Consider the following 25,241-nt stretch of genomic DNA (forward strand, 5'->3'; position numbering starts at 1 on the left):
TCCGGCGACGCACCGCCCGGCCGGCGATGTCGGTGGTCGGTCCTACCGTCTGGCCATGATCATCGACTGTGGCACCTGCACGATGAGGAACATCGCCTGCGACGACTGCGTGGTCTCCTTCCTCACCGACCCGGCCCGCGGGCCCCTCCCGGCCCCGCGACACATCGGGGAGGAGGAACGCACCGCCCTCGCCGTCCTGGCCGACGGCGGCCTCGTGCCGCCGCTGCGCCTACGCCGGACCGGCGTCCACGTCCCGAGCAGCCCGCGCCGGTCCGGCGTCCACGTCCCGAGCGGCGGCTAGGAGGCCGGCGTCTTCGCGGGAGCGGACTGCGCGTAGATCTCGTCGATGAGGTCGGCGTAGTCGTTCATGACCGCGTTGCGGCGGACCTTCATCGACGGGGTGAGGTAGCCGTTCTCGATCGTGAAGTCCTGGTCGAGGACGACGAACTTGCGGATGGACTCGGCGCGGGAGACCTTCTTGTTCGTCCGGTCGATCGCCATCTGGATGTGCTCGAGGACCATCGGGTCCTCCTTGGCCTCTGCCACCGTCATCGGCTCGCGGCCGTGTGTCTGCAGCCAGCTCGGCAGCATCTCGACGTCGAGGGTGACGAGCATGCTGACGAAGTGGCGACGGTCCCCGATGGCGAGGCACTGGGAGATGAGCGGGTGCGCTCGGGTGGGGTCCTCGAGCTGGCTCGGCGCGACGTTCTTGCCGGCCGCCGTCACGATGATCTCCTTCTTGCGCCCGGTGATCGTGAGGTAGCCGTCCTCGTCGAGGCTGCCGACGTCGCCGGTGTGGAACCAGCCGTCGGTGAAGGCCTCGGCCGTCGCCTCGGGGTTGTTGTGGTAGCCGCGGAAGACGGGGATGCCCTTGGCGAGGATCTCGCCGTCCTCGGCGATCTTGATCGCGGTGCCCGGCAGCGGCGGGCCGACCGTCCCGATCTTCACCTTCGCGGGACGGTTGACGGCCACCGGGGCGGTCGTCTCGGTGAGGCCGTAGCCCTCGAGGACGACGAGGCCGAGACCGCGGTAGAAGTGCCCGAGCCGCTCACCGAGCGGCGCGCCGCCGGAGATCGCGTAGACGACCCGCCCGCCCATGACGGCGCGGATCTTCTTGAGCACGAGCGCGTCGGCGATCTTGTGCAGCGCCTTGAGCCGCAGGCCCGGGCCGCCCGGCTCGTCCAGCGCGCGGGAGTAGGCGATGTTCACCTTCGTCGCCCAGTGGAAGATCTTCACCTTGCCGCCGGCCGCGGCCTTCTGCTCCGCGGAGTTGTAGACCTTCTCGAACACGCGCGGCACCGAGAGGATGAACGTCGGGGTGAAGGTCCCCATGTCGGCGACGAGGTCCTTGGTGTCCGGCGTGTGGCCGAGGGTGACGCCGCCGGCGATGACGAGCACCTCGACGAAGCGCGCGAAGACGTGCGCGAGCGGCATGAACAGCAGGGTCCGCGCGTCGGGGTAGCTGAGGACCTCGCTGAGGTCCTCGATGGCGTTGCTGCACAGCTCGACGAAGTTCCCGTGGGTGAGCTCGGCGCCCTTGGGCCGCCCGGTCGTGCCCGAGGTGTAGATGAGGGTCGCGGTGTCCTCGAGGCCGACGGCGGCGTGGCGGGCGGCGAGGTCGGCGTCACTGACGCCGCGGCCGCGCTCCACCATCGCCTCGAGTGCGCCCTCCTCGATCGTCCACACGTCGCCCAGCTTCGGCAGGCCGCCGTTCTCCGCGCGGGCCTCGGCGACGATCGCGGCGTGCGCGGGCGTCTCGACGAAGGCGGCGACACAGCCGGAGTCCCCGAGGATCCAGGCGCTCTGGTCGGCGGAGGAGGTCTCGTACACGGGCACCGGAACCGCGCCGGCGTGCCAGATCGCGAAGTCGAGGATCGTCCACTCGAAGCGCGTGCGCGACATGATCGCGACACGGTCACCCTGTTCCACGCCCGCAGCCATGAGGCCCTTGGCGACGCTCTCGACGAGCGCGAGCACCTGGGTCGTGGTGTAGGGGCGCCAGGAGCCGTGCTCCTGCTTCTCGATCAGCACCTTGGACGGGGAGGACGTCACCTGGGCGATGAGGAGGTCGGAGATGCTCGTCGAAGGGGCGGAGGTCACGGCTAGGGGGACATGGAACTCGTCCATACTGACTCCAGTGGCAGCGGTCGGAGGGATGACTACCGGCCACACGATATGGCAGATTCGCACGGTTCGGAGTTCCTCCACACGGGGAGTCGTGCTCCGGGCCCGACCACGTAGGGGATGGATCGATGACCACGATCGGGATCGACATCGGCGGGACGAAGATCGCCGCGGGTGTCGTCGACGAGCACGGGCAGGTGCTCCAGAAGACGCGCAGGGCGACCGACGCCCTGGACCCTGAGGCGATCGAGAGCGCCGTCATCGCCGCGGTGGCCGAGCTGCGGGTGGACCACGACGTCACGGGCGTGGGCGTGGCGGCCGCCGGCTTCGTCAGCCCCAACCGCGACGGGATGGTCTTCGCGCCGAACATCGCGTGGCGTGACTACCCGCTGCGTGAGCGCCTAGCCCGGGGGATCGACGTCCCGATCGTCATCGAGAACGACGCCAACGCCGCCGGCTGGGCCGAGTTCCGCTTCGGCGCGGGCCGCTCGGCACGCTCCATGGTCATGCTCACCCTGGGAACCGGTCTGGGCGGGGCGATCATCATGGACAACCAGCTCGTGCGCGGGGCGTACGGCGCCGCGGCCGAGCTCGGCCACATGCGCGTCGTGCCGCACGGCCACTACTGCGGCTGCGGCCACGAGGGCTGCTGGGAGATGTACGCCTCCGGACGGGCGCTCACCCGCGCGGCCCGGATGGCGCTGGTCACCGACGAGGACCGCGCCGGGCGGCTGCGCGAGCTCGCCGCCGCGGACGGGACCCGCGTCAAGGGTCAGCACGTCACGCAGGCGGCGGCGGAGGGTGACCCGCTCTCGCGCGAGCTCGTCACCCAGCTCGGCCACTGGGTCGGTGCCGGCGCCGCGAACCTCGCGGCCGTCCTCGACCCCGAGCTCTTCGTCATCGGTGGGGGCGTCGCCGACACCGGCGACCTCGTCCTCGAGGCCGCCCGGGCCGCCTTCCGCGCCGAGCTGTCGGCGCGCGGCTACCGCCCCGAGGCGACGATCCTCCTCGCCGAGATGGGCGGCGATGCCGGCATCGTCGGCGCCGCGGACCTCGTCCGGTACTGACGCCCTCGCGGGCCGGGCGCCGACGTGCGCCCGGTCCGCGCCGGACGCCTCAGCCGTGCCCGCGAGACGGAGCGGTTCGGCTCAGACGACCGCGCCGTCGTCGTAGTCGTCGGCGTCCCGACGCGCGGGCATCCGCCACAGGAGCAGGCCGATGCCGGTCGCGAGCGCGCCCACGGCCACCAGCCAGACCATCCCCGGGGCGCCGCGCCAGGCGAGCACGCACACGACCATGAGCGCGAGCCCGCCGAGGAGGGCGACCCACCCGACGACGACGACCGGCTCGGCCCGGGAGAACGGGTCCGGGTCGGGCTGGACGAAACCGTCGACGACGTCACGCTCCGGGTCGTCGTCCTCCGTCTCGGGCTCCGGGCTGTAGTCACGCGGCCCCACGACGGGAGGTGCCGCCCGGGGAGCGGCCTCCGGCGCCGGTTCGGGGTCGTCCTCGGCAGGGGGCAGACGCAGCTCCCCGAGCCGCGAGGTGAGCTCGGCCCACCGTGCCTCGAAGTCGTCGGGAACGTCGCCTCCGGGCTCCCGGGTAGGACCAGCCATGAGGAGCACTCTAGAGTGCAAAGGAGCGCACGGCCGTCCCGATGCCGGCGCGAGAAGGAAAGGGGACCTCGTGTTCTACGGCCTCGTGAAGGCGACGCTCGGCACCACGCTGCGGGTCTTCTACCAGCCGTGGATCAGAGGCGCCGAGCACGTGCCCGACCATGGCGCCGCGATCCTCGCGAGCAATCACCTCGCCGTCATCGACTCCTTCTTCCTGCCGCTCATGCTGCGCAGGTCGGTCGTCTTCCTCGGCAAGCAGGACTACTTCACCGGCAGCGGCGTCAAGGGCAAGCTCGTCGCCGGGTTCATGCGCGGGGTCGGCACCATCCCGGTGGACCGCAGCGGCGGCAAGGCGAGCGAGGCGGCGCTCAACACCGGCCTGCGCAGGCTGCAGGACGGGGAGCTGTTCGGCATCTACCCCGAGGGCACCCGCAGCCCCGACGGGCGGCTCTACCGGGGCAAGACCGGTGTGGCACGTCTCGCACTGCAGTCCGGGGCGCCGGTGATCCCGGTGGCGATGATCGGCACGAACATCGCCCAGCCCATCGGCACCCGCATCCCGCGACTGCGCCCGATCGGCGTCGTCATCGGTGAGCCGCTCGACTTCAGCCGCTACGCAGGGCTCGAGGACGACCGGTTCGTCCTGCGCTCGGTGACCGACGAGATCATGTACGAGATCATGCGGCTCTCCGGCCAGGAGTACGTCGACCAGTACGCGGCGACGGTCAAGGCCAAGGCCAAGGCTGCGGCCGGGCGGCCGAGCGGCGGCCCGGCGGCACCGGGCGGGCGGCGGGTCCCCGCGACCGGGGTCCCCGAGCCCACCGAGCAGGAGCTCGTGCACGGCAAGGAGCTGCTCGAGGCCGCGGCGCAGGAGGCGGACGAGGGCGAGGACCACGGCCCCACCGGCGACCAGCCGCCGTCGTCCGCCGGGTAGACGGTCCGCCGGGTAGACGGTCCCGGCCGCCTCGCCCCCACGCAACTACACTGGACGGAGCGCGCGAGCACCCGCTCGCCGGCCGCCCGAGCGGCCGCCCTCGACCCGAAAGGTTCCGCGATGTCCGTTCGCCGTGTCGCCCTGCTCACCGCGGGAGGCTTCGCCCCCTGCCTGTCCTCCGCCGTCGGAGGCCTGATCGAGCGCTACACCGAGGTGGCGCCGGACGTGGAGATCATCGCCTACGAGTACGGCTACCACGGCCTGCTCACCGGCACGAAGATCGTCATCGACGAGGAGGCGCGCGCCCACGCGCACGTCCTGCACAAGTTCGGTGGCAGCCCCATCGGCAACAGCCGCGTCAAGCTCACCAACGTGAAGAACCTCGTCGACCGCGGGCTCGTCAAGGAGGGTGACGACCCGCTCAAGGTCGCCGCCGAGCAGCTGCGCGCCGACGGCGTCGACGTCCTGCACACCATCGGTGGCGACGACACCAACACCACCGCCGCGGACCTCGCCGCCTACCTCGAGGACAACGGCTACCACATGGCGGTGGTCGGCCTGCCGAAGACGATCGACAACGACATCATCCCGATCCGCCAGTCCCTCGGCGCCTACACCGCCGCCGAGCAGGCCAGCCGCTTCGCGCAGAACATCATCGGCGAGCACCGCTCCAACCCGCGCATGCTCATCGTCCACGAGGTCATGGGCCGCCACTGCGGCTGGCTCACCGCCGCCGCGGCGCGTGAGTACCACCAGTGGGTCGCCGAGCAGCCCGAGTGGAACCCGACCGCCGGCCTGGTCAAGGAGCGGTGGGACGTCCACGCCGTCTTCGTGCCCGAGATGAAGCTCGACCTCGAGGGTGAGGCCGCCCGCCTGCGCGGCGTCATGGACGAGCTCGGCAACGTCAACATCTTCCTGTCCGAGGGTGCGGGCGTGCCCGAGATCGTCGCCGAGCTCGAGGCGAAGGGCGAGGAGGTCCAGCGCGACCCGTTCGGCCACGTCAAGCTCGACACCATCAACCCCGGCCAGTGGTTCGCCAAGCAGTTCGCCGAGCTCATCGGCGCAGAGAAGGTCATGGTCCAGAAGTCCGGCTACTTCTCCCGCTCGGCCCCGGCCAACGAGCGCGACCTCGAGCTCATCCGCACGATGGTGCACAAGGCCGTCGACAGCGCCCTCGCGGACGTCTCCGGCGTCATCGGCCACGACGAGGAGAACGACGACGAGCTGACGACGATCCCGTTCCCGCGGATCGCCGGCGGCAAGGCGTTCGACATCACCCAGCCGTGGTTCACCGAGCTCATGGGCAGCATCGGGCAGTCGGTCGAGGCCGCTCCCGCCGCCGAGCACTGAGCAGCTCGACCCCGGCTGTCCACGCCGCCGGTCCCACCGTTCCCACGGTGCGGACCGGCGGCGTTCCACTTTCCGGACCTCACGTATCCTTGCCCGCGTGACTATCGAGGCTGATCCCGCGGTCCTTCGTGGGTTGGACAACTGGCGCGACCTTCCGGCTTCCCAGCAGCCGGAGTGGCGCAGCGCCGAGGAGCTGCGCGCGGTCACCGAGGAGCTGGCGACCTATCCGCCGCTCGTCTTCGCCGGCGAGGCGGACAAGCTCCGCGAGGAGCTGGCCAAGGCCTCGCGCGGTGAGGCGTTCCTCCTCCAGGGTGGCGACTGCGCCGAGACCTTCGCGGAGTCGACGGCGGACAACATCCGCAACAAGATCCGCACCATCCTGCAGATGGCGGTCGTCCTCACCTACGGCGCCAGCCTCCCGATCATCAAGATGGGCCGCATGGCCGGGCAGTACGCCAAGCCGCGCAGCAACACGATGGAGGAGCGCGACGGCGTCGAGCTGCCCGCCTACCGGGGCGACGCCGTCAACGGCCACGCCTTCACGCCGGAGTCGCGGGTGCCCGACCCCAACCGGCTGCTCAGCTCCTACCACCGCTCGGCGACGACGCTCAACCTCATCCGGGCGTTCACCTGGGGTGGCTTCGCCGACCTGCGCCGCGTCCACGAGTGGAACCGCGGCTTCACCTCCAACCCGGCCTACAAGCGCTACGAGGCGCTGGCCGCCGAGATCGACCGGGCGGTGCGCTTCATGGCGGCTGCCGGCGCCGACTTCGACGCGCTGAAGACCGTCGACTTCTACTCCAGCCACGAGGCGCTGCTGCTCGACTACGAGCGGGCGATGACGCGCATCGACTCGCGCACCGGCCTGCCGTACAACACCTCGGCGCACTTCCTGTGGATCGGGGAGCGCACGCGCGAGATCGACGGCGCGCACGTGGACCTCCTCTCCCGGGTGCGCAACCCGATCGGCGTCAAGCTCGGCCCGACGACGACGCCGGAGACCGCCCTCGCGCTGCAGGAGCGGCTCAACCCCGACGGCGAGCCCGGCCGGCTCACGTTCATCACCCGCATGGGCGCCGGTCGCATCCGCGAGGTGCTGCCTGACCTGCTGTCCGCCGTCGCCCGCGAGGGCAGCCCGGTGACGTGGGTGTGCGACCCGATGCACGGCAACACCTTCGCCTCGCCGAGCGGGTACAAGACCCGCCGCTTCGACGTCGTCCTGGACGAGGTCCGCGGCTTCTTCGAGTCCCACGAGCAGGCCGGCACCGTGCCCGGCGGGCTCCACGTCGAGCTCACCGGTGACGACGTCACCGAGATTCTCGGCGGTGGCGAGGACATCGACGAGGGCGCGCTCAGCCGTCGTTACGAGACGCTCGTCGACCCTCGGCTCAACCACCAGCAGTCGCTCGAGATGGCGTTCGCCGTCGCGGAGATGCTGCGGGGCTCCTGAGGGACACCGGACGGGGGGCATGATGAGCACCGCAGGGGCGATCGACGTGCCGCCGGAGCGCAGCCTGCCTCCGGGGCAGCACCTCCTGGCGCAGGCGCCGGTCATGCACTACGGACCGGTGCCCCGTCCGCGGCCCGACCGGTGGGACCTCACGGTCGGGGGGATGACCCGCGAGAACCGCGAGCACCGCTTCTCGCTCGAGGAGGTGCTCGGGCTCCCGCGGCTCGAGGTCGTCGCCGACCTCCACTGCTCCTCGCGGTGGAGCACGCTCGACGAGAGCTGGTCGGGTGTCTCGGCCCGTGCCCTCGTCGAGGCCGCGCCGCCCGCCGACGGCGTGGACGAGGTCCTCGTCTTCGCGGAGTTCGGCTACAGCGCGAGCATCCGGCTCGAGGACCTCATGTCGGCGCGGGCCGTGCTCGCCACCCACCACGCCGGCGAGCCGCTGACCCAGGAGCGCGGTGCGCCGCTGCGGCTGATCCTGCCCCACCTGTACTCGTGGAAGGGCCCGAAGTGGGTCCGCGGGTGGAACTACACCCTCGAGCCCGAGCGCGGCTTCTGGGAATCGCGCGGCTACCACCTGCGCGGTGACGCCTGGCGCGAGGAGCGCTACGGCTACCAGGAGTAGCCCGCGGAGGCACGCAGCGGCGCCCCGCGTGCGACGCACCCCTTCCGCCGAGCGCTGGATCGTGCACGTCGCGTGCAGGATCCAGCGCTCGAGGATGAAGGGGGCGCCGGGGGCTAGCTCACCACTCGCGGTGGGCGGGCAGGATCGTGCCGGGGTTGAGGTTGCGGCCCGGGTCGGTGCCCTGGAAGAGCGCGACCTGGAGGTCGACGCCCGCGGGGGAGATGTCCTCCTCCAGCCAGTGCGCGTGGTCGGTGCCCACCCCGTGGTGGTGGGAGATCGTCCCGCCGTGGTCGACGAACGACTGCTGGATCGCCTTCTTCACCGTCCAGTACTGGCGCAGCTGCTCGTCCATGTCAGAGCTGCTCGCGACGAGGGCGAACGTGAAGTACAGGCACGCACCCGCGTGGTAGCTGTGCGACAGGTGGCACATGATGTACCCGCGGACGCCGAGGGAGTCGAACGCGTCCCGGGCGGCGCGGGTCGTGTGGTGGTAGACCTCCATGATCCGCGACCACGGCATGGCGGTCTCGGAGACGTCGGCGAGGGCGCCGATGTCGAGCAGGAAGTCACGGATGTAGGGCGTGTCGAACTTCTTCTGGTCGTACAGCGCGCCGGGGCCCTTGCCGAGCTTGATCCCGCCGTGCTCGCGCACGATCCTGCCGACGACGGCCTTGTCCGCCTTCACCCGGGCAGCGCCGCCCTCGTAGCCGACGTAGCTGAGGCAGACCTTGTCCATGTCCCAGCCGCGCTTCTCGAGGAAGCCGAACAGCCCGTCCTGGACGATCTTCTTGGTGCCGGTCGAGGCCTTCTGGGTGGAGAAGGAGAAGGCGGTCTCGTTGCCGTCGGAGACGCGGGTGACCGAGGGCTGGGCGTCGGAGACGGAGATCGCGTGCATCGCCTGGATGGCACTGCCCCAGTTCGGGAAGAGGTAGGCGATGATCTCGCGGTTCTCCGGCAGACGGTGGACCTGGACCCACGCCTCGGTGATGACCCCGAGACGACCCTCGGAGCCGATGATCATCTCGCGCACGCTCGGCCCGGAGGAGGTGCTGGGCAGCGGACGCAGGACCACGACCTTGCCGGGCAGGACCACGCGCAGGCCGCGCGTGATGTCGGCGATGTCCCCGTACTTGTCGGACTGCATGCCCGAGGAGCGCGTGGCGATCCAGCCGCCGAGCGTCGAGTGCTTGAAGGAGTCGGGCTGGTGGCCCATCGTCCAGCCGCGCGCGTTGAGCTGCTCCTCGAGGTCCGGTCCGAGGCCGCCGGCCTCGATCCGGGCCAGGCCCGCGTCCTCGTCGACCTCGAGCACGCGGTTGAGGCGGCCGAGGTCGAGGGAGACGATCGGCCGGGTCTCGTCCGCTGACGGGGTGAGCGAGCCGGTGATGTTCGACCCGCCGCCGAAGGGGATGAGCACGGCGTCCGCGGCGACGACGGCGTCGACGACGGCGCGCACCTCGTCCTCGCTGCCCGGGTAGACGACGACGTCGGGCACGCGCGGGAGGTGGCCCGCGCGGATCTTCACGAGGTCGACCAGGCCCTTGCCGTACGTGTGGACGACGCGGTCGAAGTCCTCGGTGACGACGTGGTCCTCGCCGAGCGCACCGCGCAGCTCACCGGCGAGCTCCTCGGGCAGCCGCGGCGCGGGGACGGTGAGGTCCTCGAAGCTCGGGGGCGGGGTGCCGGGCGCGGACAGGTCGATGCCGATCCTGTCGAGGACGAAGGGCGCCATCTTCGGCTTGTTGCTGTGGTCGAACGCGACTCCGTCGACTCCCCAGCCCCACCACTTCTGGTGCGTCACACCCGTCACGAAGCCTCCTCCTGGGACCGGCGACCGTGGCCGTCCCGTCTCGCATCGCCGACGACGTACGGCGTCTGCATGGTCTGCATGGTGCTGATCCGCTGGGCGAGCCGGTCGCTGAACTCGCGCACCGACTCCCCGGCCTGCGGGCGCATCGGGCGCCCGACGAGGATGCGCACGCGCGGGCGGCCCGGCACCGGCCAGAAACGGCCGACGGGCATCGCCTCGTGCGTGCCGATGAGCGCGACCGGCAGGCACGGGACCCCGGTGCTCGTGCTCAGGGCAGCCGCGCCCGGCTTGAACCGGCGCATGACGCCGTCGCGGGAGCGGGTGCCCTCGGGGAACAGGAGGATCGGCAGGCCGCTCTTGAGCAGCCGCTGGGACATGCCCTTCGCCTTGCCGGTGCCCCCGGTGCGTTCGATCGGGTAGGTGTTGAAGAAGAGCGAGGTCATCGCCTTGACCCACCAGCGCGCGTAGAAGTAGTCCGCCGCCGCGCCCACGGTGAGGCGCTTGGTCAGTCGGTAGGGCAGCTGGGAGATGAGGACGCCGGTGTCCAGGTGGCTGCAGTGGTTGGCGACGAGGATGAACGGACCCTTGAGGCCGTCGACGTTGTCGGTGCCCTCGACGGTCGTCGTCGTCACCGCCGAGACGACGGGGCGCAGGAGCATGCGCTGCGCGACGAACCGCAGGCCGCGGTGCCAGCGGGCGTGGTAGCGGCGCAGGCGCGGGGGGTGTTCGGCTGTGGCGTCCTCGCTCACGAGCGTCCTCCTCTGATCACTGCGGTGGCCCGCCGGATGAGCGGGCGCGGGGCGTGGCGCGCGAGGAAGGCGATCGCGCGGAAGCGTCGGGAGGGGATGGTCTTGACCTTGCCGCGCTCGACGTCGGCGAGGGCGTCGGCGACGACCCGGTCGGCCTCGAGCCACAGGGCGTCGGGGATGGCACTCGTGCGGATCCGGGCCCGCTCGTGGAACTCGGTGCGCACCCAGCCCGGCAGGAGCGCCGTCGCCTGGACGCCGGTCCCGGCGAGCTCGAGCGACAGGGACTCCGAGTAGGTCTCCACCCACGACTTGATCGCCGAGTAGGCCCCCATGGGGACGAGCCCGGCGACCGAGGCGACGTTGATGATGGCGCCGTGCCCGCGGGCGACCATCGCCCGCCCGGCCGCGCCGCCGAGGACCATGACCGAGCGGACCATGACCTCCAGGGAGCGGTCGAGCTCGGTGAGGTCGGCGGAGAGCAACGGGGTGTGGACGCCGTGGCCGGCGTTGTTGACGAGGACGTCGACGGGGGAGTCGGCGTCCTCGAGCCGCGCGGCGACGGCGTCGACGTCGTCGCGCGCGGAGAGGTCGGCCGCCAGCGTCTCCACCTCGACACCGTAGCGCCAGCGCAGCTGCTCGGCCGTCTTCTCGAGCCGCTGCTCGTCACGTGCGACGAGGACGACCGCGAGACCGCGAGCGGCCAGCGCCCGGGCGAACTCGAGCCCGAGGCCGGAGGTGCCCCCGGTGACGAGCGCGCGGCCGCGCAGGACCGAGGGCTCGGGAGCTGACAGGGACCGGCGGGTGGTGCTCATCGGCGCACCGCCTCCTTCAGACTACGCAGGACGGGTGTCACCCGGCCCTCGACGGTCGTCGTCCACGAGTGCACGGGCCAGCGCTGAGCGCGAGCGTACCGGTAGAGCTGCGCGTCGGGGTTGACGACGCTCGGGTTGCCGACGACCTCGAGCCACGGCCGGTCGGCGTAGCTGTCCCCATAGGCGTAGGACCCGGTGAGGTCGATGCCCTCGTCGCGCGCGTAGCGGGTCAGCCAGGTCGCGCGCGACTCCCCGACGAGCGGGGAGGTGGCGAGGTGGCCGGTCCAGCGGCCGTCGTCGTCCTTCTCCATCTTCCCGGCGACGACGACGTCGAAGAGCGAGGCGAGCGGCTCGACGAAGACGTCGATCTCGCCCGTGACGAGGACCGTGCGGTGCCCGGCGGCGCGGTGGCGTCGGATCTGGGCGACGGCCTCGTGAAGGACGTCCCGGCGCAGCGACTCCTGGACGCGGTCGGCGATCGCCGCGCGCAGCTCCGCCTCGTGCGTGCCGGCGTAGCGACGCATGAACGTGCGGATGAAGTCACCGCGGTCGCGCTGCTCGGCCTGGAGGTAGCGCGGCCCGAGGGCCACGAGGTTGCCCAGCGCCCGCGGCCAGCGCGAGGGCGGGCGGGTGGCGAGCTCGACCCACAGGTACTGCTCGACGAGCGTCGCGGCGATGACCGTGCGCTGCAGGTCGAAGACGGCGACGACGTCGCTGCGCTGGGGCAGCTCGGCGTCCGTGGGGGCCTTCTCCTTGGGGCGGTCCCCGCGGGTGAGCCCGGGCACGCCGGGGATGTGGATCTCCTGGAGGTAGGTCTTCCAGTCGATCTCGGTGGTGTCGAAGCCGTGCTCCAGGCGCCGCTCGGCGGGCAGGGAGTCGTGCAGCGCGCGGGTGCGCGCGTCGTCGAAGATCACCTCGATCTCGGTGTACGGCTGGTAGAGCGAGGTGAACTTGCGCAGCGTCGTGAGGTCGCGACGCGCCTTGTAGAGCGTGGACATCCACTTGCGGGTGGCCGGCCGGGCGGGCATCTGCGCGAGCGCGCGGTCGGCGACGTCGACGACGCGCTCCCGGCGGCGCAGCGCGCGCTCGACCGCGCCGCGGTGGGGGAAGGACCACGCGGGCACGGACACGTGCGAGCCGCTGGAGTCGCGCATCGGGTTGGCGGAGAAGTACTCGCGCACGTACTCGTAGAGCTTGCCGAAGCGCAGCGGGTTCGTGATGCCCGAGGAGACCTGGTAGTAGGCGGCCTCGCCGGCTGCGGGCGGGACGGCGGCGGCCGCGAGGATCGCGTTGACGACGAAGTCGACGGGGATGACGTCGAGCACGGTGTCGGCCAGCGCCGGGAACTCCGGCAGCAGGCCGCGCCCGTAGGCGGCGATGAGCGGGTCGGCGACCTTGAAGCCGTCGATCCAGCCGGGGAAGGGGTGGCGCAGCGAGGACTCGATGATCGTCGGGCGGACGACCGAGAGGCGGTGGCCGTTGCCCTGCCACAGCTCCTCGGCGACGCGCTCGCCCATGGCCTTGGTGAAGGTGTAGACGTCGGGCCAGCCGAGGGACAGTGCCCGGGTGCGGGCGTGGGAGACGAGCTCGTCGCGCACCCACGCCTCGCGGGCTGCCTCGGCGGCGGCTGCCACGGCGCGCGGACCGGCGCGGCGGTGGTCGACCTCCGCCTGGCGGAGCAGCTCCTGGAGCACCTCGGGGCGGCGTGAGGCGCGCTCGGCCTCCTCCCGCGCGGCGAGCGCGGACCGCAGCTCGGCGCGGTGGTCGACGTCGTGACCGAGGCTGCGCTCCTCGGCCACGCCCTTGCGCAGCCCGGCGACGTAGCTCGTCGAGACGTGGACGACGTGCGGGTCGGTCCCGGTGGCGAGCAGTCGCTCGTAGAGGTTGACCGGGCCGGCGACGTTCGCGGTGAAGGCCTCGTCGATCGGCAGGTCGAAGGAGACGCTCGAGGCGGAGTGGACGACGACGTCGAGGTCCGTGGGCAGCTCGGGGACGTCCTCGAGGTCGCCGGGGATGACGGTGACCCGCTCGGTGAACGCGGCGAGGGCGTTCTCCTCGCCGACCGACTCGCGCCAGCCACGGAAGACGGGCTTGCGCAGCAGCTTCTCCGCCCTGCGCTGGGCGGTGAGGTCCCCGCGGGGTCGGACGAGGATGCTGATCCGCGTCGTGGGGTAGGCGGACAGGAGCTTCTCGACGACGGCCTGTCCGACGAAGCCGGTGGCGCCCGTGACGAGGACGTGCGCGTGCTCCAACGGTGAGTGCATTTGCCGAACTCTAGCGGCCGGCCGCCCTCGACCAGAACATCCCGCGCCGTGCTCAGGCCTCGCGCAGGGTGTAGTCGGGCAGGCCGAGCGCGCGGATCTGCGCGTCGAGCCGGGCGACCTCCTCGCGCCAGGCGGCGCGGTCGGCGGCGTCGTGGGAGGCGGTGAACTCCGCGCGGGTCCCCGTGGTGCGGGCGACCTGCAGGGCGAAGGACTGCGCCCCCGCGTCGCGCACCCGCCGGGCGATCTCGACGGCGTGGCGCGCCGCGGGGGAGCCGGGGGCGATCGTCGTTCGCACCTCGTGGGCGACGCCCGAGGCGACGAGGACGTCGAGGCAGTCCCAGGCGAGGTGGGAGGCGCCGGGCCGGCCCACGACGTCGTCGTAGTCCTCGGGCAGCGCCTTGACGTCCAGGCCGACCCAGTCGACGTCCTCGAGCACGGCCGCGAGCCGGCGGGGGTAGGGGCCGGCCGTGTGGAGCCCGACGGCGAAGCCGAGTTCGCGCACGGCGCGCACGGCGGGCAGGAGCGCGGCCTGCCGCGTCGCCTCACCGCCGGAGAAGACGACGCCGTCGAGCAGGCGCCGACGCCGGTGGAGGAAGGCGAGGACGTCGTCCCACGCCAGCTGCCCGGGGGTGCGTGGCGGGATGAGGCCCGGGTTGTGGCAGTAGGAGCAGTCCCAGGGACAGCCCTGGCAGAACACCGTCGCGACGAGCCGCCCCGGCCAGTCGACCGTGGACAGCGGGGTCATCCCCGCCACCTGGAGGTCGGTGGCCGAGACGGTGGCCCTGGCCGGGGCGGCCGCCGCGACGGACGTCATGCCGGCTGCCCGGCGAGGCGCTCGGCGGTGGGGGAGGACGCGGCGGCGCTCTCGGTGAACATCTCCCGCTCGGCGTACTCGCCCTTCTTGCCGATGTTGAACGAGCTCACCGGCCGGAAGTAGCCCATGACCCGGGTCCACACCTCGCACGCGACCTCCTCGGAGCGCTCCTCGGCGCACTGCGGGCAGGTGAAGTGCTCACCGGAGAGGTAGCCGTGGTTCGGGCAGATGGAGAAGGTCGGGGTGATGGTCACGTAGGGCAGGCGGAAGTTCTCCAGCGCGCGCCGCACGAGCTGCTTGCACGCCTCGGGGGAGGAGACTCGCTCGTTCATGTACAGGTGGAGCACCGTGCCGCCGGTGTACTTCGACTGCAGCTCCTCCTGGCGCTCCAGGGCCTCGAACGGGTCGTCGGTGAAGCCGACGGGGAGCTGGGAGGAGTTCGTGTAGTACGGGTTGGTGTCGGTGCCCGCCTGGATGATGCCGGGGAACCGCTTGCGGTCCTCCTTGGCGAAGCGGTACGTCGTGCCCTCGGCGGGGGTGGCCTCGAGGTTGTACAGGTGGCCGGTGGCCTCCTGGTACTCCACCATCCGGTCGCGGACGTGGTCGAGGATGCGGGCGCACAGGGCGTGGCCGCGGGGGTCGGTGATGTCGTACTCCCCAAGGCTGAAGTTGCGCACCATCTCGTTCATCCCGTTGACGCCGATGGTCGAGAAGTGGTTGTCCAGGGTGCCGAGGTAGCGCTTGGTGAAGGGGAACAGGCCGCCGTCGATGTGCTCCTGGATGACGACCCGCTTGAGCTCCAGGGTGTCCCGGGCGATGTTCATGAGCTCGTCCAGCCGGCGCACGAGGCCGTCCTCGTCGAGCGCGTGGAGGTAGCCGAGGCGGGCCATGTTGACCGTGACGACGCCCAGGGAGCCGGTCTGCTCCGCGGAGCCGAACAGGCCGTTGCCGCGCTTGAGGAGCTCGCGCAGGTCGAGCTGCAGGCGGCAGCACATCGAGCGGATCATGCCCGGGTCGAGGTCGGAGTTGACGAAGTTCTGGAAGTAGGGGAGCCCGTACTTTGCCGTCATCGCGAAGAGGCGCTCGGTGTTCTCCGCCTCCCAGTCGAAGTCCTTGGTGATGTTGTACGTGGGGATGGGGAAGGTGAAGACGCGTCCGTTGGCGTCGCCCTCCGTCATCACCTCCATGTACGCGCGGTTGACCATGTCCATCTCCGCCTGGAGGTCCCCGTAGGCGAAGTCGCACGGCTCGCCGCCGATGAGCGGCACCTGCTCGCGCAGGTCCTCCGGGCAGGTCCAGTCGAAGGTGAGGTTGGTGAACGGGGTCTGCGTACCCCAGCGGGAGGGGACGTTGAGGTTGTAGATGAGCTCCTGCATGCACTGCTTGACCTCGCGGTAGGACATCTCGTCCAGGCGCACGAAGGGGGCCATGTAGGTGTCGAAGGAGCTGAACGCCTGGGCGCCGGCCCACTCGTTCTGCAGGGTGCCGAGGAAGTTGACGATCTGCCCGACGGCGGAGGAGAAGTGCTTGGCGGGGCCGGCGCTGATCGCCCCGGGCACCCCGTTGAAGCCCTCCTCGAGCAGCCGGCGCAGCGACCAGCCGGCGCAGTAGCCGGCGAACATGTCGAGGTCGTGGATGTGGATGTCGCCCTCGCGGTGGGCGGTGCCCGCCTCCGGTGCGTACACGGTGCTCAGCCAGTAGTTGGCCACGACCTTGCCGGTCGTGTTGAGCATCATGCCGCCCAGCGAGTAGCCCTGGTTCGCGTTGGCGTTGACCCGCCAGTCGCTTCGGTCGAGGTACTCCTCGATGGTGGTGACGGGGTCGACGGAAACTCGCGGTGTGCGGGCCTCTGACATGGGTCCTCCCTGGTCCGGTAAGTGGTGCGCACCGACGACGCTAGGGCTGGCAGAGACCTCGAAACACAATCAGTAGGGGCGTGTCGCGGCTCCGACCACAACATGTAGTGGTCAAATGGGACGGGCCGGGACCAACGTCCCGGTCCGCGACAGGGGTCAGACGACGGTGAGGGTGACGGTCGACCCGGGCACGGCCAGCTCGCCGGCGGCGGGGGACATGCTGCGGACCGTGCCGAAGATGCCGCCGAGCACCCGCTCCACCTCGACCACGAAACCGGCCCGCTCGAGCTCCGCGGTGGCCGCGCCGAGCTGGCGCCCCACGAGGTCGGGCAGCGCGACCGGCTGCGGACCGAGGGACACGGTGATGGTGACGTCGTCGCCGCGGTAGAGCTGGACGCCGTCGCCCGGGGACGGGGTCTGGGAGATGACGCGGCCGGCGGGGACGCTCGCGTCGTAGGCCTCCTCGACGACGGCACCGAGGCCGGCGTTGTCGAGGTCGGCGACCGCGGTGTCGGCGTCGGCGCCGACGACGGAGACGAGCTCGACCGGCTCCCGCCCGGCCGACACGACGAGGTCGACCGGCTGGTTGTACGGGATGACCTCCTCCGGCGCCGGGTTCGCGGCCATCACCTGCCCGGCCGGCACCTCGTCGTTCCACGGCGTCTCGACCTGGCCGAGGGTGAGCTGCGCGTCGGCGAGCGCCTGCTCGGCCTGTGCCTGCTCCAGTCCGACGACGGCCGGCACGGGGACCATGAGGATGCCCTCCGAGACCCGCAGGAGGACGGTGCCGTCCTTGCGGACCTGGTCCCCGGGAGCGGGTTCGGCCGCGAACACCTCGCTCTGCGGGGCCGTGTCGTGGTTCTCGCGCTCGACCTCCAGGGCGATGCCCGCCTCGGTGAGCACGCCGACCGCCTCGTCCTCACTGAGGCCGACGACCTCGGGCACGGTGACGTAGGCGCCCGGGCCGGCGGTGAACCACCACCACGACCCGCCGCCGGCGACGCCGAGGACGAGCAGGAGCATGACGAAGGCGAAGCCGCGACGCCGGCGCCGCCTGCGGGCCGGACCACCCGGGTGTGCCTCGGGCTCGGCGACCTCCGGGGGGATCGCGCCGATGGGGAGGGCGACGGTGCCCGCGGCGAGCGCGGTGACGTCGGTGGAGGAGGAGTCGGCGGGCTCGCCGTCCTCCTCCGTGGCCGGGGGGACGTCGGCGCGGCGGGCGAGGGTGGCCTCGTCGAGCACGTCGCGGGTGCGGCGCAGGAGGGTGAGGGCGGCGTCGGCGTCGGCCGGGCGGTCGGCGGCGTCGCGGGCGGTGAGCGCGGCGACGAGCTCGTCGACCTCGGCGGGCAGCCACGGCACCCGGGTCGAGGGCAGCGGGACGCCGTCGTTGACGTGCTGGAACGCGACGCGGATGGGCTGGTCGGCGACGAACGGCTGGGAGCCGGTGACGAGCTCGAACAGGACGACACCGAGGGCGTAGACGTCGGCCCGCGCGTCGGCGGTGCCGGACGTGACGATCTCCGGGGCGAGGTAGGCGACCGTCCCGAGGACGGTGCCCGTCGAGGCGGCCGTCACCTCGGTGACGGCGCGGGCGAGGCCGAAGTCGGTGACCTTGGTGCGCCCGTCGGCCTCGAGGAGGATGTTCTCGGGCTTGACGTCGCGGTGGACGACCCCGGCGCGGTGCGCGCAGGCGAGGGCGTCGAGGACACCGTCGGCGACCTCGAGGGCGCGCCCGAGCGGCAGGGCGCCGTGGCGGCGCAGCTCGGCGCGCAGGTTGTGCCCCTCGACGAGCTCCATCGCGAGGTAGGTCGCCTCGTCGGCGTGGCCCTGGTCGTAGATCGCGACGATGCCCGGGTGGTTGAGCCGGGCGGCGGAACGTGCCTCGCGGCGGAAGCGCGCGACGAAGTCGGCGCTGTCCGCGAGGTGCGGGTGCATGACCTTGAGCGCGACGGTCCGGTCCAGACGCCGGTCCAGCGCCCGGTAGACGGTGGCCATGCCGCCGCGCGCGACGCGCGCGTGCACCTCGTAGCGGCCGTCGACGAGACGGCCGATCAGGGGGTCGCTCACGGTGCCTTGCACGGACGTGAGTCTATGGTCGCGCGGCGGCCGAGCCGCACAGGTCCGCCGGTGCGCCGCCTGCGAGGCCCCTCACTGCTCACGCGAGACCCCTCTGGACGGGAGCTGCTGTGCCGACACGCAACCCCGCTCTCGCGACCAGGTCCGCCGACACGCAGAACCCCGCCGTCACGCAGAACCCCGCTCTCACGCAGAACCCCGCTGTCACGCAGAACCCCGCTGTCACGCAGAACCCCGCTGTCGGCGTGAAGGGGACGGGCACCTCACGCCGAGAGCCGACTTCTGCGCGAGAGCTGGATTCTGCGCGAGAGCGGAGTTCTGGGTGACAGCCGGGTGGGCTCAGAACTGGCGCATGAGGGTGCGGATGCCGGCGACGTAGTTCCGGGTGTCCGGGTACATGCCGTTGCGCTTCACCCCGGCGAGGCCCTGGTAGTAGCCCGCGACCGCCTGGTCGAAGTTGTCGGCCGCCCGCACGAGCTGGCGCAGGATCGCGACGCCCGCGGTGACGTTGTCCTGCGGGTCGAGGAGGTTGAGGCGGCGGCCCACGAGGGTCGAGGCCCACTCGCCCGAGCTCGGGATGACCTGCATGACGCCGACGGCGTTGGCGGGGGAGACCGCACGGGCGTCGAAGCCGGACTCCTGCTGGGCGATGGCGAGGGCGAGGGCGGGGTCGACGCCCATGCGCACGGCCGTCTCACGCACCATGGCGCGCATCTGGTCCCGGGAGGGGACCGACATCGACAGGAGCGTCGCCTTGTTCGTGTTCGCGGCGGAGACGACGTTGCTCGCGTAGGTGCGTCCGAGGAAGGTGTCCCCGACGAGCTGCTGGCTCGATCCGCCACCGGAGGCGGAGGCGCCCGGGATGGTGAGCCGCTGGCCGATCTGGATGAGGCCGGCGTTGCCGAGCCGGTTGGCCGAGGTGATCGCCGCCACGGTGGTGCCGTAGCGCTGGGCGATGCCCGAGACGGTCTCCCCGGAGCGCACGACGTGGGTGCCCGCCGCGCTGCTCGCCGGCGTGCTGCTCACCGGGTTGCTCACCTGGGTGGTGGTCGGGGCGGGAGCCGCGGGCGCCGCGCCGCTGCCCGACACCGTGAGCCGCTGGCCGACGTAGATGAGTCCGGCGTTGCTCAGGCCGTTGGCCGAGACGATGCGGGACACGGTGGTGCCGTAGCGCTTGGCCAGGCCCGAGACGGTGTCGCCCGCCTGGACGACGTGCGTGTGAGCCGTCGTCGTGCTCGCGGGGGCCGCGGGGGCGGAGGGCGCGGGCGCGGCGGCGGCGCCCGGGACCGTGAGCCGCTGGCCGATGATGATGAGGGCCCGGTGGTCCAGGCGGTTCGCCGAGACGATCGCCTCGACGGTCGTGCCGTAGCGCTTGGCGAGGCCGGAGACGGTGTCGCCCGCCGCGACGGTGTGCGTCGTTGCTGCAGAGGCGGGGGTGCGCGTCGGGGCCGCGGCCTGGGCGCCGGTGGGCAGTCGCAGGATCTGGCCGATCTTGATGAGGGCGTCGGAGCGCAGGTTGTTCGCCGCGACGATCGCCGAGACGGTCGTGCCGGTCCGCAGCGCGATGGCGCCCACGGTGTCACCCGGCCGCACCTGGTAGGTGGCGGCGACGCGCTGGGGTGCCGTCGGGACCGTGGCGAGGGCCGTGGCCCCGACGGTCTGGGTCGGGTGCGAGAGCCCTGCGGCCCCCGCCGGGACCGTCATCGCCGCGATCGTGGTCGCCGCGAGCGCGAGGCTGACGCCGGTGCGACCGACGGAGCGGGGCGCTCGGGTGCGGGTGTGAGCCTTCATCGATGTCCTCCGCGCACGGCCCGGCGGCGTGTCGCCCCCGGAAACCATAGTGACTGGTGTTAATGCTGTGACTGGTGTGACACTAGCGCTCATTCGTCGCATGCGTAAAGTGCGGGGTTCGTGGGCACCCGGGAGGGGTCAGTAGGCTGCCGGGATGACGATCGACGACTCCACAGGCATGCGTTGGTACTCCCTGCCCGAGGTGGCTGAGCTCCTCGACGTCCGGCTGCGCGACGTCAGGTCGCTGCTTCGCGACCACACCCTCGCGGGATCCCGGCGTGGGCGGGAGGACGGTCCGTTCCTCGTCCCGGCCGCCTTCATCCTCACCGCGGACGACGGCGCGGCCCAGCCCGGTCCGGTGCCGTCCCTGCGCGGCACGCTCATGCAGCTGCTGGACACCGGGTTCGGGCCCGAGGAGGCGGTCGACTGGCTGCTCACCGAGCAGCCCGAGCTCGGCACGACGCCGATCGAGGCGCTGCGGAGCAAGCGGATCCACGAGGTCCGGCGCGTCGCCCAGACCCGCGCGGTCTAGCGGCGCCCGGCCCCGCCGGGGACCGCCGGGTCAGGCGGACCGGGCGGTGAGCGAGTGGGCCAGCCCGGTGAGGAGCTCCTCGGTGGCGGTCGGCAGCCTGAGGTCCGCGAGGGCCGACAGGCCCTTCTCGAGGTGCTCGTCGATGAGCTCCTGGTGCTCCTCGACGGCCCCGGTGCGCTCGAGGATGTCGCGCAGGTCGGCGACGTCCGCGGTGGTCAGGTCCGCGCGGCCCACGTCGGCCTGGAGGCGGGCGCGCTGCGCGGCGTCGGCGTTGCGCAGGGCGAGGGCGAGGAGCACGGTGCGCTTGCCTTCGCGCAGGTCGTCACCGGCCGGCTTGCCCGTGACCTCGGGCTCCCCGAAGACGCCCAGGACGTCGTCGCGCAGCTGGAAGGCGATCCCGAGCGGCAGGCCGGCGCGGCGCAGCCGCTCGACGTCGTCGTCGTCCGCCCCGGCGAGCGCGGCCCCCAGCGTGAGCGGGTGCTCGACGCTGTAGCGGGCCGACTTGTGCTTGACGACGGTGAGGGCGCGCTCGACGTCGCTCGTCTCGCTCCAGGGCAGCACCTGGGAGCGGACGTCGAGGTACTGCCCGACGGCGACCTCGGTGGTCATGAGGTCCCAGATGGCCCGGGCCCGATCGGTGGCCGGGGCCACGACGTCGCGACGCGCGTGGTCCATCTCGACCGAGGAGACGGAGAGCAGGAGGTCCCCGAGGAGGATCGCGCCCGCCGCGCCGTGCCGCTCCGGGTCGCCCAGCCAGCCCTGGTCGGCGTGCTCGGCGGCCATGCGGCGGTGCACGGCGGGGAGCCCGCGGCGTGTGTGCGAGCCGTCCATGAGGTCGTCATGGGCCAGGGCGGCGCCCTGGAAGAGCTCGAGTGCGCTCCCGGCGAGCACCGGGGCCGAGCCCGCCTCGACCGGGGCGGGGGAGTAGGCGCCCCACCCGGCGGCGCAGAACGCCGCCCGCAGCCGCTTGCCGCCACCGAGCAGCGCCTCGGCGGCCGAGAGGAGCTCCTCGATGCCCTCCAGGCCGTGGAAGGGGACCGTGTGCTCGCGCAGGGCGGTCCGGACCCGGTCGGTGACGAGAGCGGCGAGGCCGGAGGTAGGTGCTGCCATGACGGTCACCCTACGACGAGGCTGCTCCCCAGGAGCGACCCGGCCCGCGCCCGTCCACGGACGTACGGGAGGGCGCCGCGGGCGACCCGGTCGCGGGTGTGCCATGTCCGCATGGACACGCCCCCGCGGATCAGGATCAGCCGGCCCGAGGACCTCCTCGCCCACCTGCCCTACCGGCTGGGCTTCCGGCCACGTGACTCCGTCGTCCTGCTCGGGCTGCGCGGGCGCGGGATGCCCGTCGGCCTCGTCTCGCGCGTCGACCTCCCCGACGTCGCCCACCCCGTGGTCGGCCCGCGCCTCCTGCGCGACATCGACGAGCTCATGGCGGCCGACGGCTCGAGCGACGTCCTCGTCGTCCTCTACAGCGACCTGCCCCGTTCCCGTCTCGCGGCCGACCCCGTCGTGCGCGGGGCGCTCGACCACCTGCGGGGGCTGACCGACTGGGCCGACCCGCCCGGGCCGTGGGTGGTCGGGGCCCGCACCTACGGCTGCTGGGGCGAGCGGGAGGAGTGCGAACCGTCCGAGAGGGACGTCGCCGAGCTGGAGCACAGCCCGGTGGCCGCCACGATGGTCCTCCACGGCGCCACGGTCGCGGCGGACCGGGCCATGCTCGCGGTCCCCCGGGGCACGGACTCGACACGGCGCCGCGCGGCGGGCCGGGCGGCGCGCGACGCCCGGCGCACCCTGGCCGCGGTGCGCGCTCGCAGCGGCGGGGGAGCCGCGGACCCCGGGGCCGCCTTCGGCCGCCCCGGCGCGGTGCCGGCGGCCGGGCAGGAGGAGATGGTCGCGTGGCGCACCGGCGAGTGGAGGCGGTGGCACCGGCTGCTCGTGCTCGCGCGGCAGGAGGCACAGCTGCCCGCGCCGGAGCTCGGGCGGCTCGCCGTCGGCCTCGAGGACCATGCCGTGCGCGACGGTGTGCTGTGCTCGGTGATCCGGCCCGCACCGCCCGAGGTCCCGGGCCCAGGGCTCGTGGCACGCACCCTCGACCTCGCCATGCTCCCCGGTGGGCCACCGCCCGAGCCCGCCCGGCTGGAGGCGGCCGGAACCGTGCTGCGGGCGGTCGTCTCGTGCGTGCCGAGCTCGTCCGCGGCCCTCGCCCTCGGCCTGCTCGCATGGATGGCGTGGTGGTCGGCCGACGGTGCCCGCGCCGACGTCCTGGCCCAGCAGGCACTGCGCGCTCGGCCGGGCACCCGGCTCGCCGAGCTCGTCGTCGACGCGCTCGACGCGCGCCTGGCGCCGGGATGGGTGCACTCGAGCGTCGGCGGCGGTACGGCCGCGGAGGCGCCGATCCGGTAGCGTCCTGTCCGAACCGGGTGGTCGGGTGCCGACCGGAGGATGGAGTGCTTGATGACGATCGTCGTGGGCTACCTCGCCACCCCCGAGGGGGAGGCGGCACTCGCTGCCGGGGTCGCCGAGGCTCGGCTGCGGGACGCGCGTGTCGTCGTCGTCAGGTCGCGGCGTGCGAGGCAGGAGGAGCATGCCGACATCGACGTCGAGCTGGACGGCCTGCGCGACAGGCTCGACGAGGCGGACGTCGCCTACGAGGTCCGGCAGCCCGGGCGCGGTAAGGACGTCGCCGCCGACCTCGTCGACACGGCGGTCGAGACCGTCGCCGACCTCATCGTCATCGGACTTCGGCGTCGGTCCCCGGTGGGCAAGCTCATCCTCGGCTCGAACGCCCAGCGCATCCTCCTCGACGCACCGTGCCCGGTGCTCGCGGTGAAGTCCCCGGCCGCGGGGGACGACGCGCCGTTCTGACCAGGGGAATGACCGGCGCGCCCGCGCCGTTGAGATCGGTGTCAGGTCGCTGAAGGGCGCGCGCGAACGCGAGACCTCCCGAAACGGGCCTTCCGCGTTATAATTGTAAGCACGCGCCGGCCAGGAGCCGGACACCACAATCCCCTCCGAAAGGCCTTCTGTGTCGTCGCATGCCCACAGCACTCCCCGCCGGACGCACGCCGCAGACGCCACGACGGGTCCGCGCAGCACGGCGTCGCTCGAGGACAAGACGAGCACCCGGCCCGCGCGGTCGACCGCCGCGAAGCCGAAGGCCGAGCCCGCCGCGAAGAGGACGGCGCCCGCGAAGGGCGCGGCGGCGAAGACCGTGAAGGAGACCACCACGAGCACCGCGACCAAGCGCACCCCTGCGAAGAAGGCTGCCGCCAGCAAGACCGCCGCGAGCAAGACCGCCGCCAAGAAGACCGAGCTCAAGGCCGTCCCGGACGTCGAGTCCGAGGAGGTCATCGAGGTCGAGGGCGTCGAGGTCGAGACCGAGGCCGCGGCGACCACCACGGGTCCCAAGGAGACCGGTTTCGTCGTGTCGGACGCCGACGACGACGACGCCCCGGTCCAGCAGGTCGTCACCGCCGGCGCGACCGCCGACCCGGTCAAGGACTACCTCAAGCAGATCGGCAAGGTCGCCCTCCTCAACGCCGAGCAGGAGGTCGAGCTCGCCAAGCGGATCGAGGCCGGCCTGTTCGCCGAGGAGAAGCTCGCGAACGAGGGCGACAAGCTCGAGTCCAAGCTCAAGCGCGAGCTGCAGTGGATCGCCAACGACGGCAAGGCGGCCAAGAACCACCTGCTCGAGGCCAACCTGCGCCTCGTCGTCTCGCTGGCCAAGCGCTACACCGGCCGCGGCATGCTGTTCCTCGACCTCATCCAGGAGGGCAACCTCGGGCTCATCCGTGCGGTCGAGAAGTTCGACTACACCAAGGGCTACAAGTTCTCCACGTACGCCACGTGGTGGATCCGCCAGGCCATCACCCGCGCCATGGCCGACCAGGCCCGCACCATCCGCATCCCGGTGCACATGGTCGAGGTCATCAACAAGCTGGCCCGCGTCCAGCGCCAGATGCTCCAGGACCTGGGCCGCGAGCCCACCCCGGAGGAGCTGGCCAAGGAGCTGGACATGACGCCGGAGAAGGTCGTCGAGGTCCAGAAGTACGGCCGCGAGCCCATCTCGCTGCACACCCCGCTCGGCGAGGACGGCGACAGCGAGTTCGGTGACCTCATCGAGGACTCCGAGGCGGTCGTCCCCGCGGACGCGGTGAGCTTCACCCTTCTCCAGGAGCAGCTCCACCAGGTGCTCGACACGCTCTCCGAGCGCGAGGCCGGCGTCGTGTCCATGCGCTTCGGCCTCACCGACGGCCAGCCGAAGACCCTCGACGAGATCGGCAAGGTCTACGGCGTGACCCGCGAGCGGATCCGCCAGATCGAGAGCAAGACGATGTCCAAGCTGCGCCACCCGAGCCGCTCGCAGGTGCTGCGCGACTACCTGGACTGATCGGTCCCACGACGCAGAGAGCGGAGCCGCCCGGCCGGGCGGCTCCGC

21 protein-coding genes are annotated in these 25,241 nt (G+C 72.3%); 10 read left to right on the plus strand and 11 right to left on the minus strand.

Features of this window, described 5'->3' with window-relative positions; translation table 11 throughout:
- Window positions 1–55: 55 nt before the first annotated feature.
- Window positions 56–301 (plus strand): hypothetical protein, encoded by a 246-nt coding sequence (locus FHE66_RS03155; RefSeq protein WP_139071540.1) that lies wholly within the window; start codon window positions 56–58, stop codon window positions 299–301.
- On the opposite strand, the gene FHE66_RS03160 is transcribed toward FHE66_RS03155, so the two are convergent.
- Complete coding sequence (locus FHE66_RS03160; RefSeq protein WP_139071541.1) at window positions 298–2,127, minus strand: long-chain fatty acid--CoA ligase; 1,830 nt, start codon at window positions 2,125–2,127, stop codon at window positions 298–300. The genes FHE66_RS03155 and FHE66_RS03160 overlap by 4 nt on opposite strands.
- 125 nt (window positions 2,128–2,252) lie before the next feature.
- Here FHE66_RS03160 and FHE66_RS03165 point away from each other — a divergent pair, with 125 nt between their 5' ends.
- Window positions 2,253–3,191, plus strand: coding sequence for an ROK family glucokinase (locus tag FHE66_RS03165; RefSeq protein WP_139071542.1), 939 nt, complete (start codon window positions 2,253–2,255; stop codon window positions 3,189–3,191).
- Window positions 3,192–3,272: 81 nt separating this feature from the next.
- Here FHE66_RS03165 and FHE66_RS03170 read toward each other — a convergent pair whose 3' ends face one another.
- Complete coding sequence (locus tag FHE66_RS03170; RefSeq protein WP_139071543.1) at window positions 3,273–3,740, minus strand: hypothetical protein; 468 nt, start codon at window positions 3,738–3,740, stop codon at window positions 3,273–3,275.
- 70 nt (window positions 3,741–3,810) lie between these two features.
- Between FHE66_RS03170 and FHE66_RS03175 the strand changes: the two genes are divergently transcribed.
- The 4 genes from FHE66_RS03175 to FHE66_RS03190 all read left to right on the plus strand — a co-directional run bounded on the left by FHE66_RS03175 (window position 3,811) and on the right by FHE66_RS03190 (window position 8,099).
- Window positions 3,811–4,674, plus strand: coding sequence for a 1-acyl-sn-glycerol-3-phosphate acyltransferase (locus tag FHE66_RS03175; protein WP_218013597.1), 864 nt, complete (start codon window positions 3,811–3,813; stop codon window positions 4,672–4,674).
- A 120-nt stretch (window positions 4,675–4,794) separates the two neighbouring features.
- Window positions 4,795–6,024, plus strand: coding sequence for a pyrophosphate--fructose-6-phosphate 1-phosphotransferase (locus FHE66_RS03180; RefSeq protein WP_139071545.1), 1,230 nt, complete (start codon window positions 4,795–4,797; stop codon window positions 6,022–6,024).
- A gap of 97 nt (window positions 6,025–6,121) precedes the next feature.
- Complete coding sequence (locus tag FHE66_RS03185) at window positions 6,122–7,474, plus strand: class II 3-deoxy-7-phosphoheptulonate synthase (RefSeq protein WP_139071546.1); 1,353 nt, start codon at window positions 6,122–6,124, stop codon at window positions 7,472–7,474.
- Window positions 7,475–7,496: 22 nt separating this feature from the next.
- Window positions 7,497–8,099, plus strand: a complete 603-nt coding sequence (locus FHE66_RS03190) for a molybdopterin-dependent oxidoreductase (protein WP_255303586.1) — start codon at window positions 7,497–7,499, stop codon at window positions 8,097–8,099.
- Window positions 8,100–8,217: 118 nt separating this feature from the next.
- Here the strand turns inward: FHE66_RS03190 and FHE66_RS03195 are convergent, their stop codons facing one another.
- The 8 genes from FHE66_RS03195 to FHE66_RS03230 form a co-directional block, all read right to left on the minus strand.
- Entirely contained in the window at window positions 8,218–9,906 is a 1,689-nt protein-coding gene (locus tag FHE66_RS03195) for an FAD-binding oxidoreductase (RefSeq protein WP_255303587.1), read from the minus strand.
- Window positions 9,903–10,655, minus strand: a complete 753-nt coding sequence (locus tag FHE66_RS03200; RefSeq protein WP_139071548.1) for a lysophospholipid acyltransferase family protein — start codon at window positions 10,653–10,655, stop codon at window positions 9,903–9,905. Before FHE66_RS03200 ends, FHE66_RS03195 begins: the two co-directional genes overlap by 4 nt.
- Window positions 10,652–11,467 (minus strand): SDR family oxidoreductase, encoded by an 816-nt coding sequence (locus FHE66_RS03205; RefSeq protein WP_139071549.1) that lies wholly within the window; start codon window positions 11,465–11,467, stop codon window positions 10,652–10,654. The genes FHE66_RS03200 and FHE66_RS03205 overlap by 4 nt, the downstream gene beginning before the upstream one ends.
- Entirely contained in the window at window positions 11,464–13,731 is a 2,268-nt protein-coding gene (locus tag FHE66_RS03210; protein WP_139071550.1) for an HAD-IB family hydrolase, read from the minus strand. The genes FHE66_RS03205 and FHE66_RS03210 overlap by 4 nt, the downstream gene beginning before the upstream one ends.
- Before the next feature lie 52 nt (window positions 13,732–13,783).
- The gene (locus FHE66_RS03215; protein ID WP_139071551.1) at window positions 13,784–14,545 is read right to left on the minus strand and encodes an anaerobic ribonucleoside-triphosphate reductase activating protein; all 762 of its coding nucleotides are present in this window, start codon (window positions 14,543–14,545) and stop codon (window positions 13,784–13,786) included.
- Window positions 14,542–16,401, minus strand: a complete 1,860-nt coding sequence (locus FHE66_RS03220) for a ribonucleoside triphosphate reductase (protein WP_139071552.1) — start codon at window positions 16,399–16,401, stop codon at window positions 14,542–14,544. Before FHE66_RS03220 ends, FHE66_RS03215 begins: the two co-directional genes overlap by 4 nt.
- A 156-nt stretch (window positions 16,402–16,557) precedes the next feature.
- Window positions 16,558–18,468, minus strand: a complete 1,911-nt coding sequence (pknB, locus tag FHE66_RS03225) for a Stk1 family PASTA domain-containing Ser/Thr kinase (RefSeq protein WP_255303588.1) — start codon at window positions 18,466–18,468, stop codon at window positions 16,558–16,560.
- 348 nt (window positions 18,469–18,816) lie between these two features.
- Window positions 18,817–20,268, minus strand: a complete 1,452-nt coding sequence (locus FHE66_RS03230) for a lytic transglycosylase domain-containing protein (protein WP_255303589.1) — start codon at window positions 20,266–20,268, stop codon at window positions 18,817–18,819.
- 154 nt (window positions 20,269–20,422) lie between these two features.
- Between FHE66_RS03230 and FHE66_RS03235 the strand changes: the two genes are divergently transcribed.
- A complete protein-coding gene (locus tag FHE66_RS03235; RefSeq protein ID WP_139071554.1) occupies window positions 20,423–20,800 on the plus strand; it encodes an Rv2175c family DNA-binding protein in 378 nt (125 codons plus the stop codon).
- A 30-nt stretch (window positions 20,801–20,830) separates the two neighbouring features.
- Here FHE66_RS03235 and FHE66_RS03240 read toward each other — a convergent pair whose 3' ends face one another.
- Window positions 20,831–21,910 (minus strand): polyprenyl synthetase family protein, encoded by a 1,080-nt coding sequence (locus FHE66_RS03240; protein ID WP_139071555.1) that lies wholly within the window; start codon window positions 21,908–21,910, stop codon window positions 20,831–20,833.
- Between the two features lie 111 nt (window positions 21,911–22,021).
- On the opposite strand from FHE66_RS03240, the gene FHE66_RS03245 reads away from it, so the two are divergent.
- The 3 genes from FHE66_RS03245 to FHE66_RS03255 all read left to right on the plus strand — a co-directional run bounded on the left by FHE66_RS03245 (window position 22,022) and on the right by FHE66_RS03255 (window position 25,193).
- Entirely contained in the window at window positions 22,022–23,206 is a 1,185-nt protein-coding gene (locus tag FHE66_RS03245; RefSeq protein WP_139071556.1) for a DUF4192 domain-containing protein, read from the plus strand.
- Between the two features lie 51 nt (window positions 23,207–23,257).
- Window positions 23,258–23,668, plus strand: a complete 411-nt coding sequence (locus FHE66_RS03250; protein WP_139071557.1) for a universal stress protein — start codon at window positions 23,258–23,260, stop codon at window positions 23,666–23,668.
- A 160-nt stretch (window positions 23,669–23,828) separates the two neighbouring features.
- On the plus strand, window positions 23,829–25,193 hold the full coding sequence (locus FHE66_RS03255; RefSeq protein ID WP_176554624.1) for an RNA polymerase sigma factor: 1,365 nt from the start codon (window positions 23,829–23,831) through the stop codon (window positions 25,191–25,193).
- Window positions 25,194–25,241 lie beyond the last annotated feature (48 nt).

The organism is Georgenia sp. 311 (genome assembly GCF_006151955.1).
Classification (GTDB): Bacteria; Actinomycetota; Actinomycetes; order Actinomycetales; family Actinomycetaceae; genus Oceanitalea; species Oceanitalea wutianyii.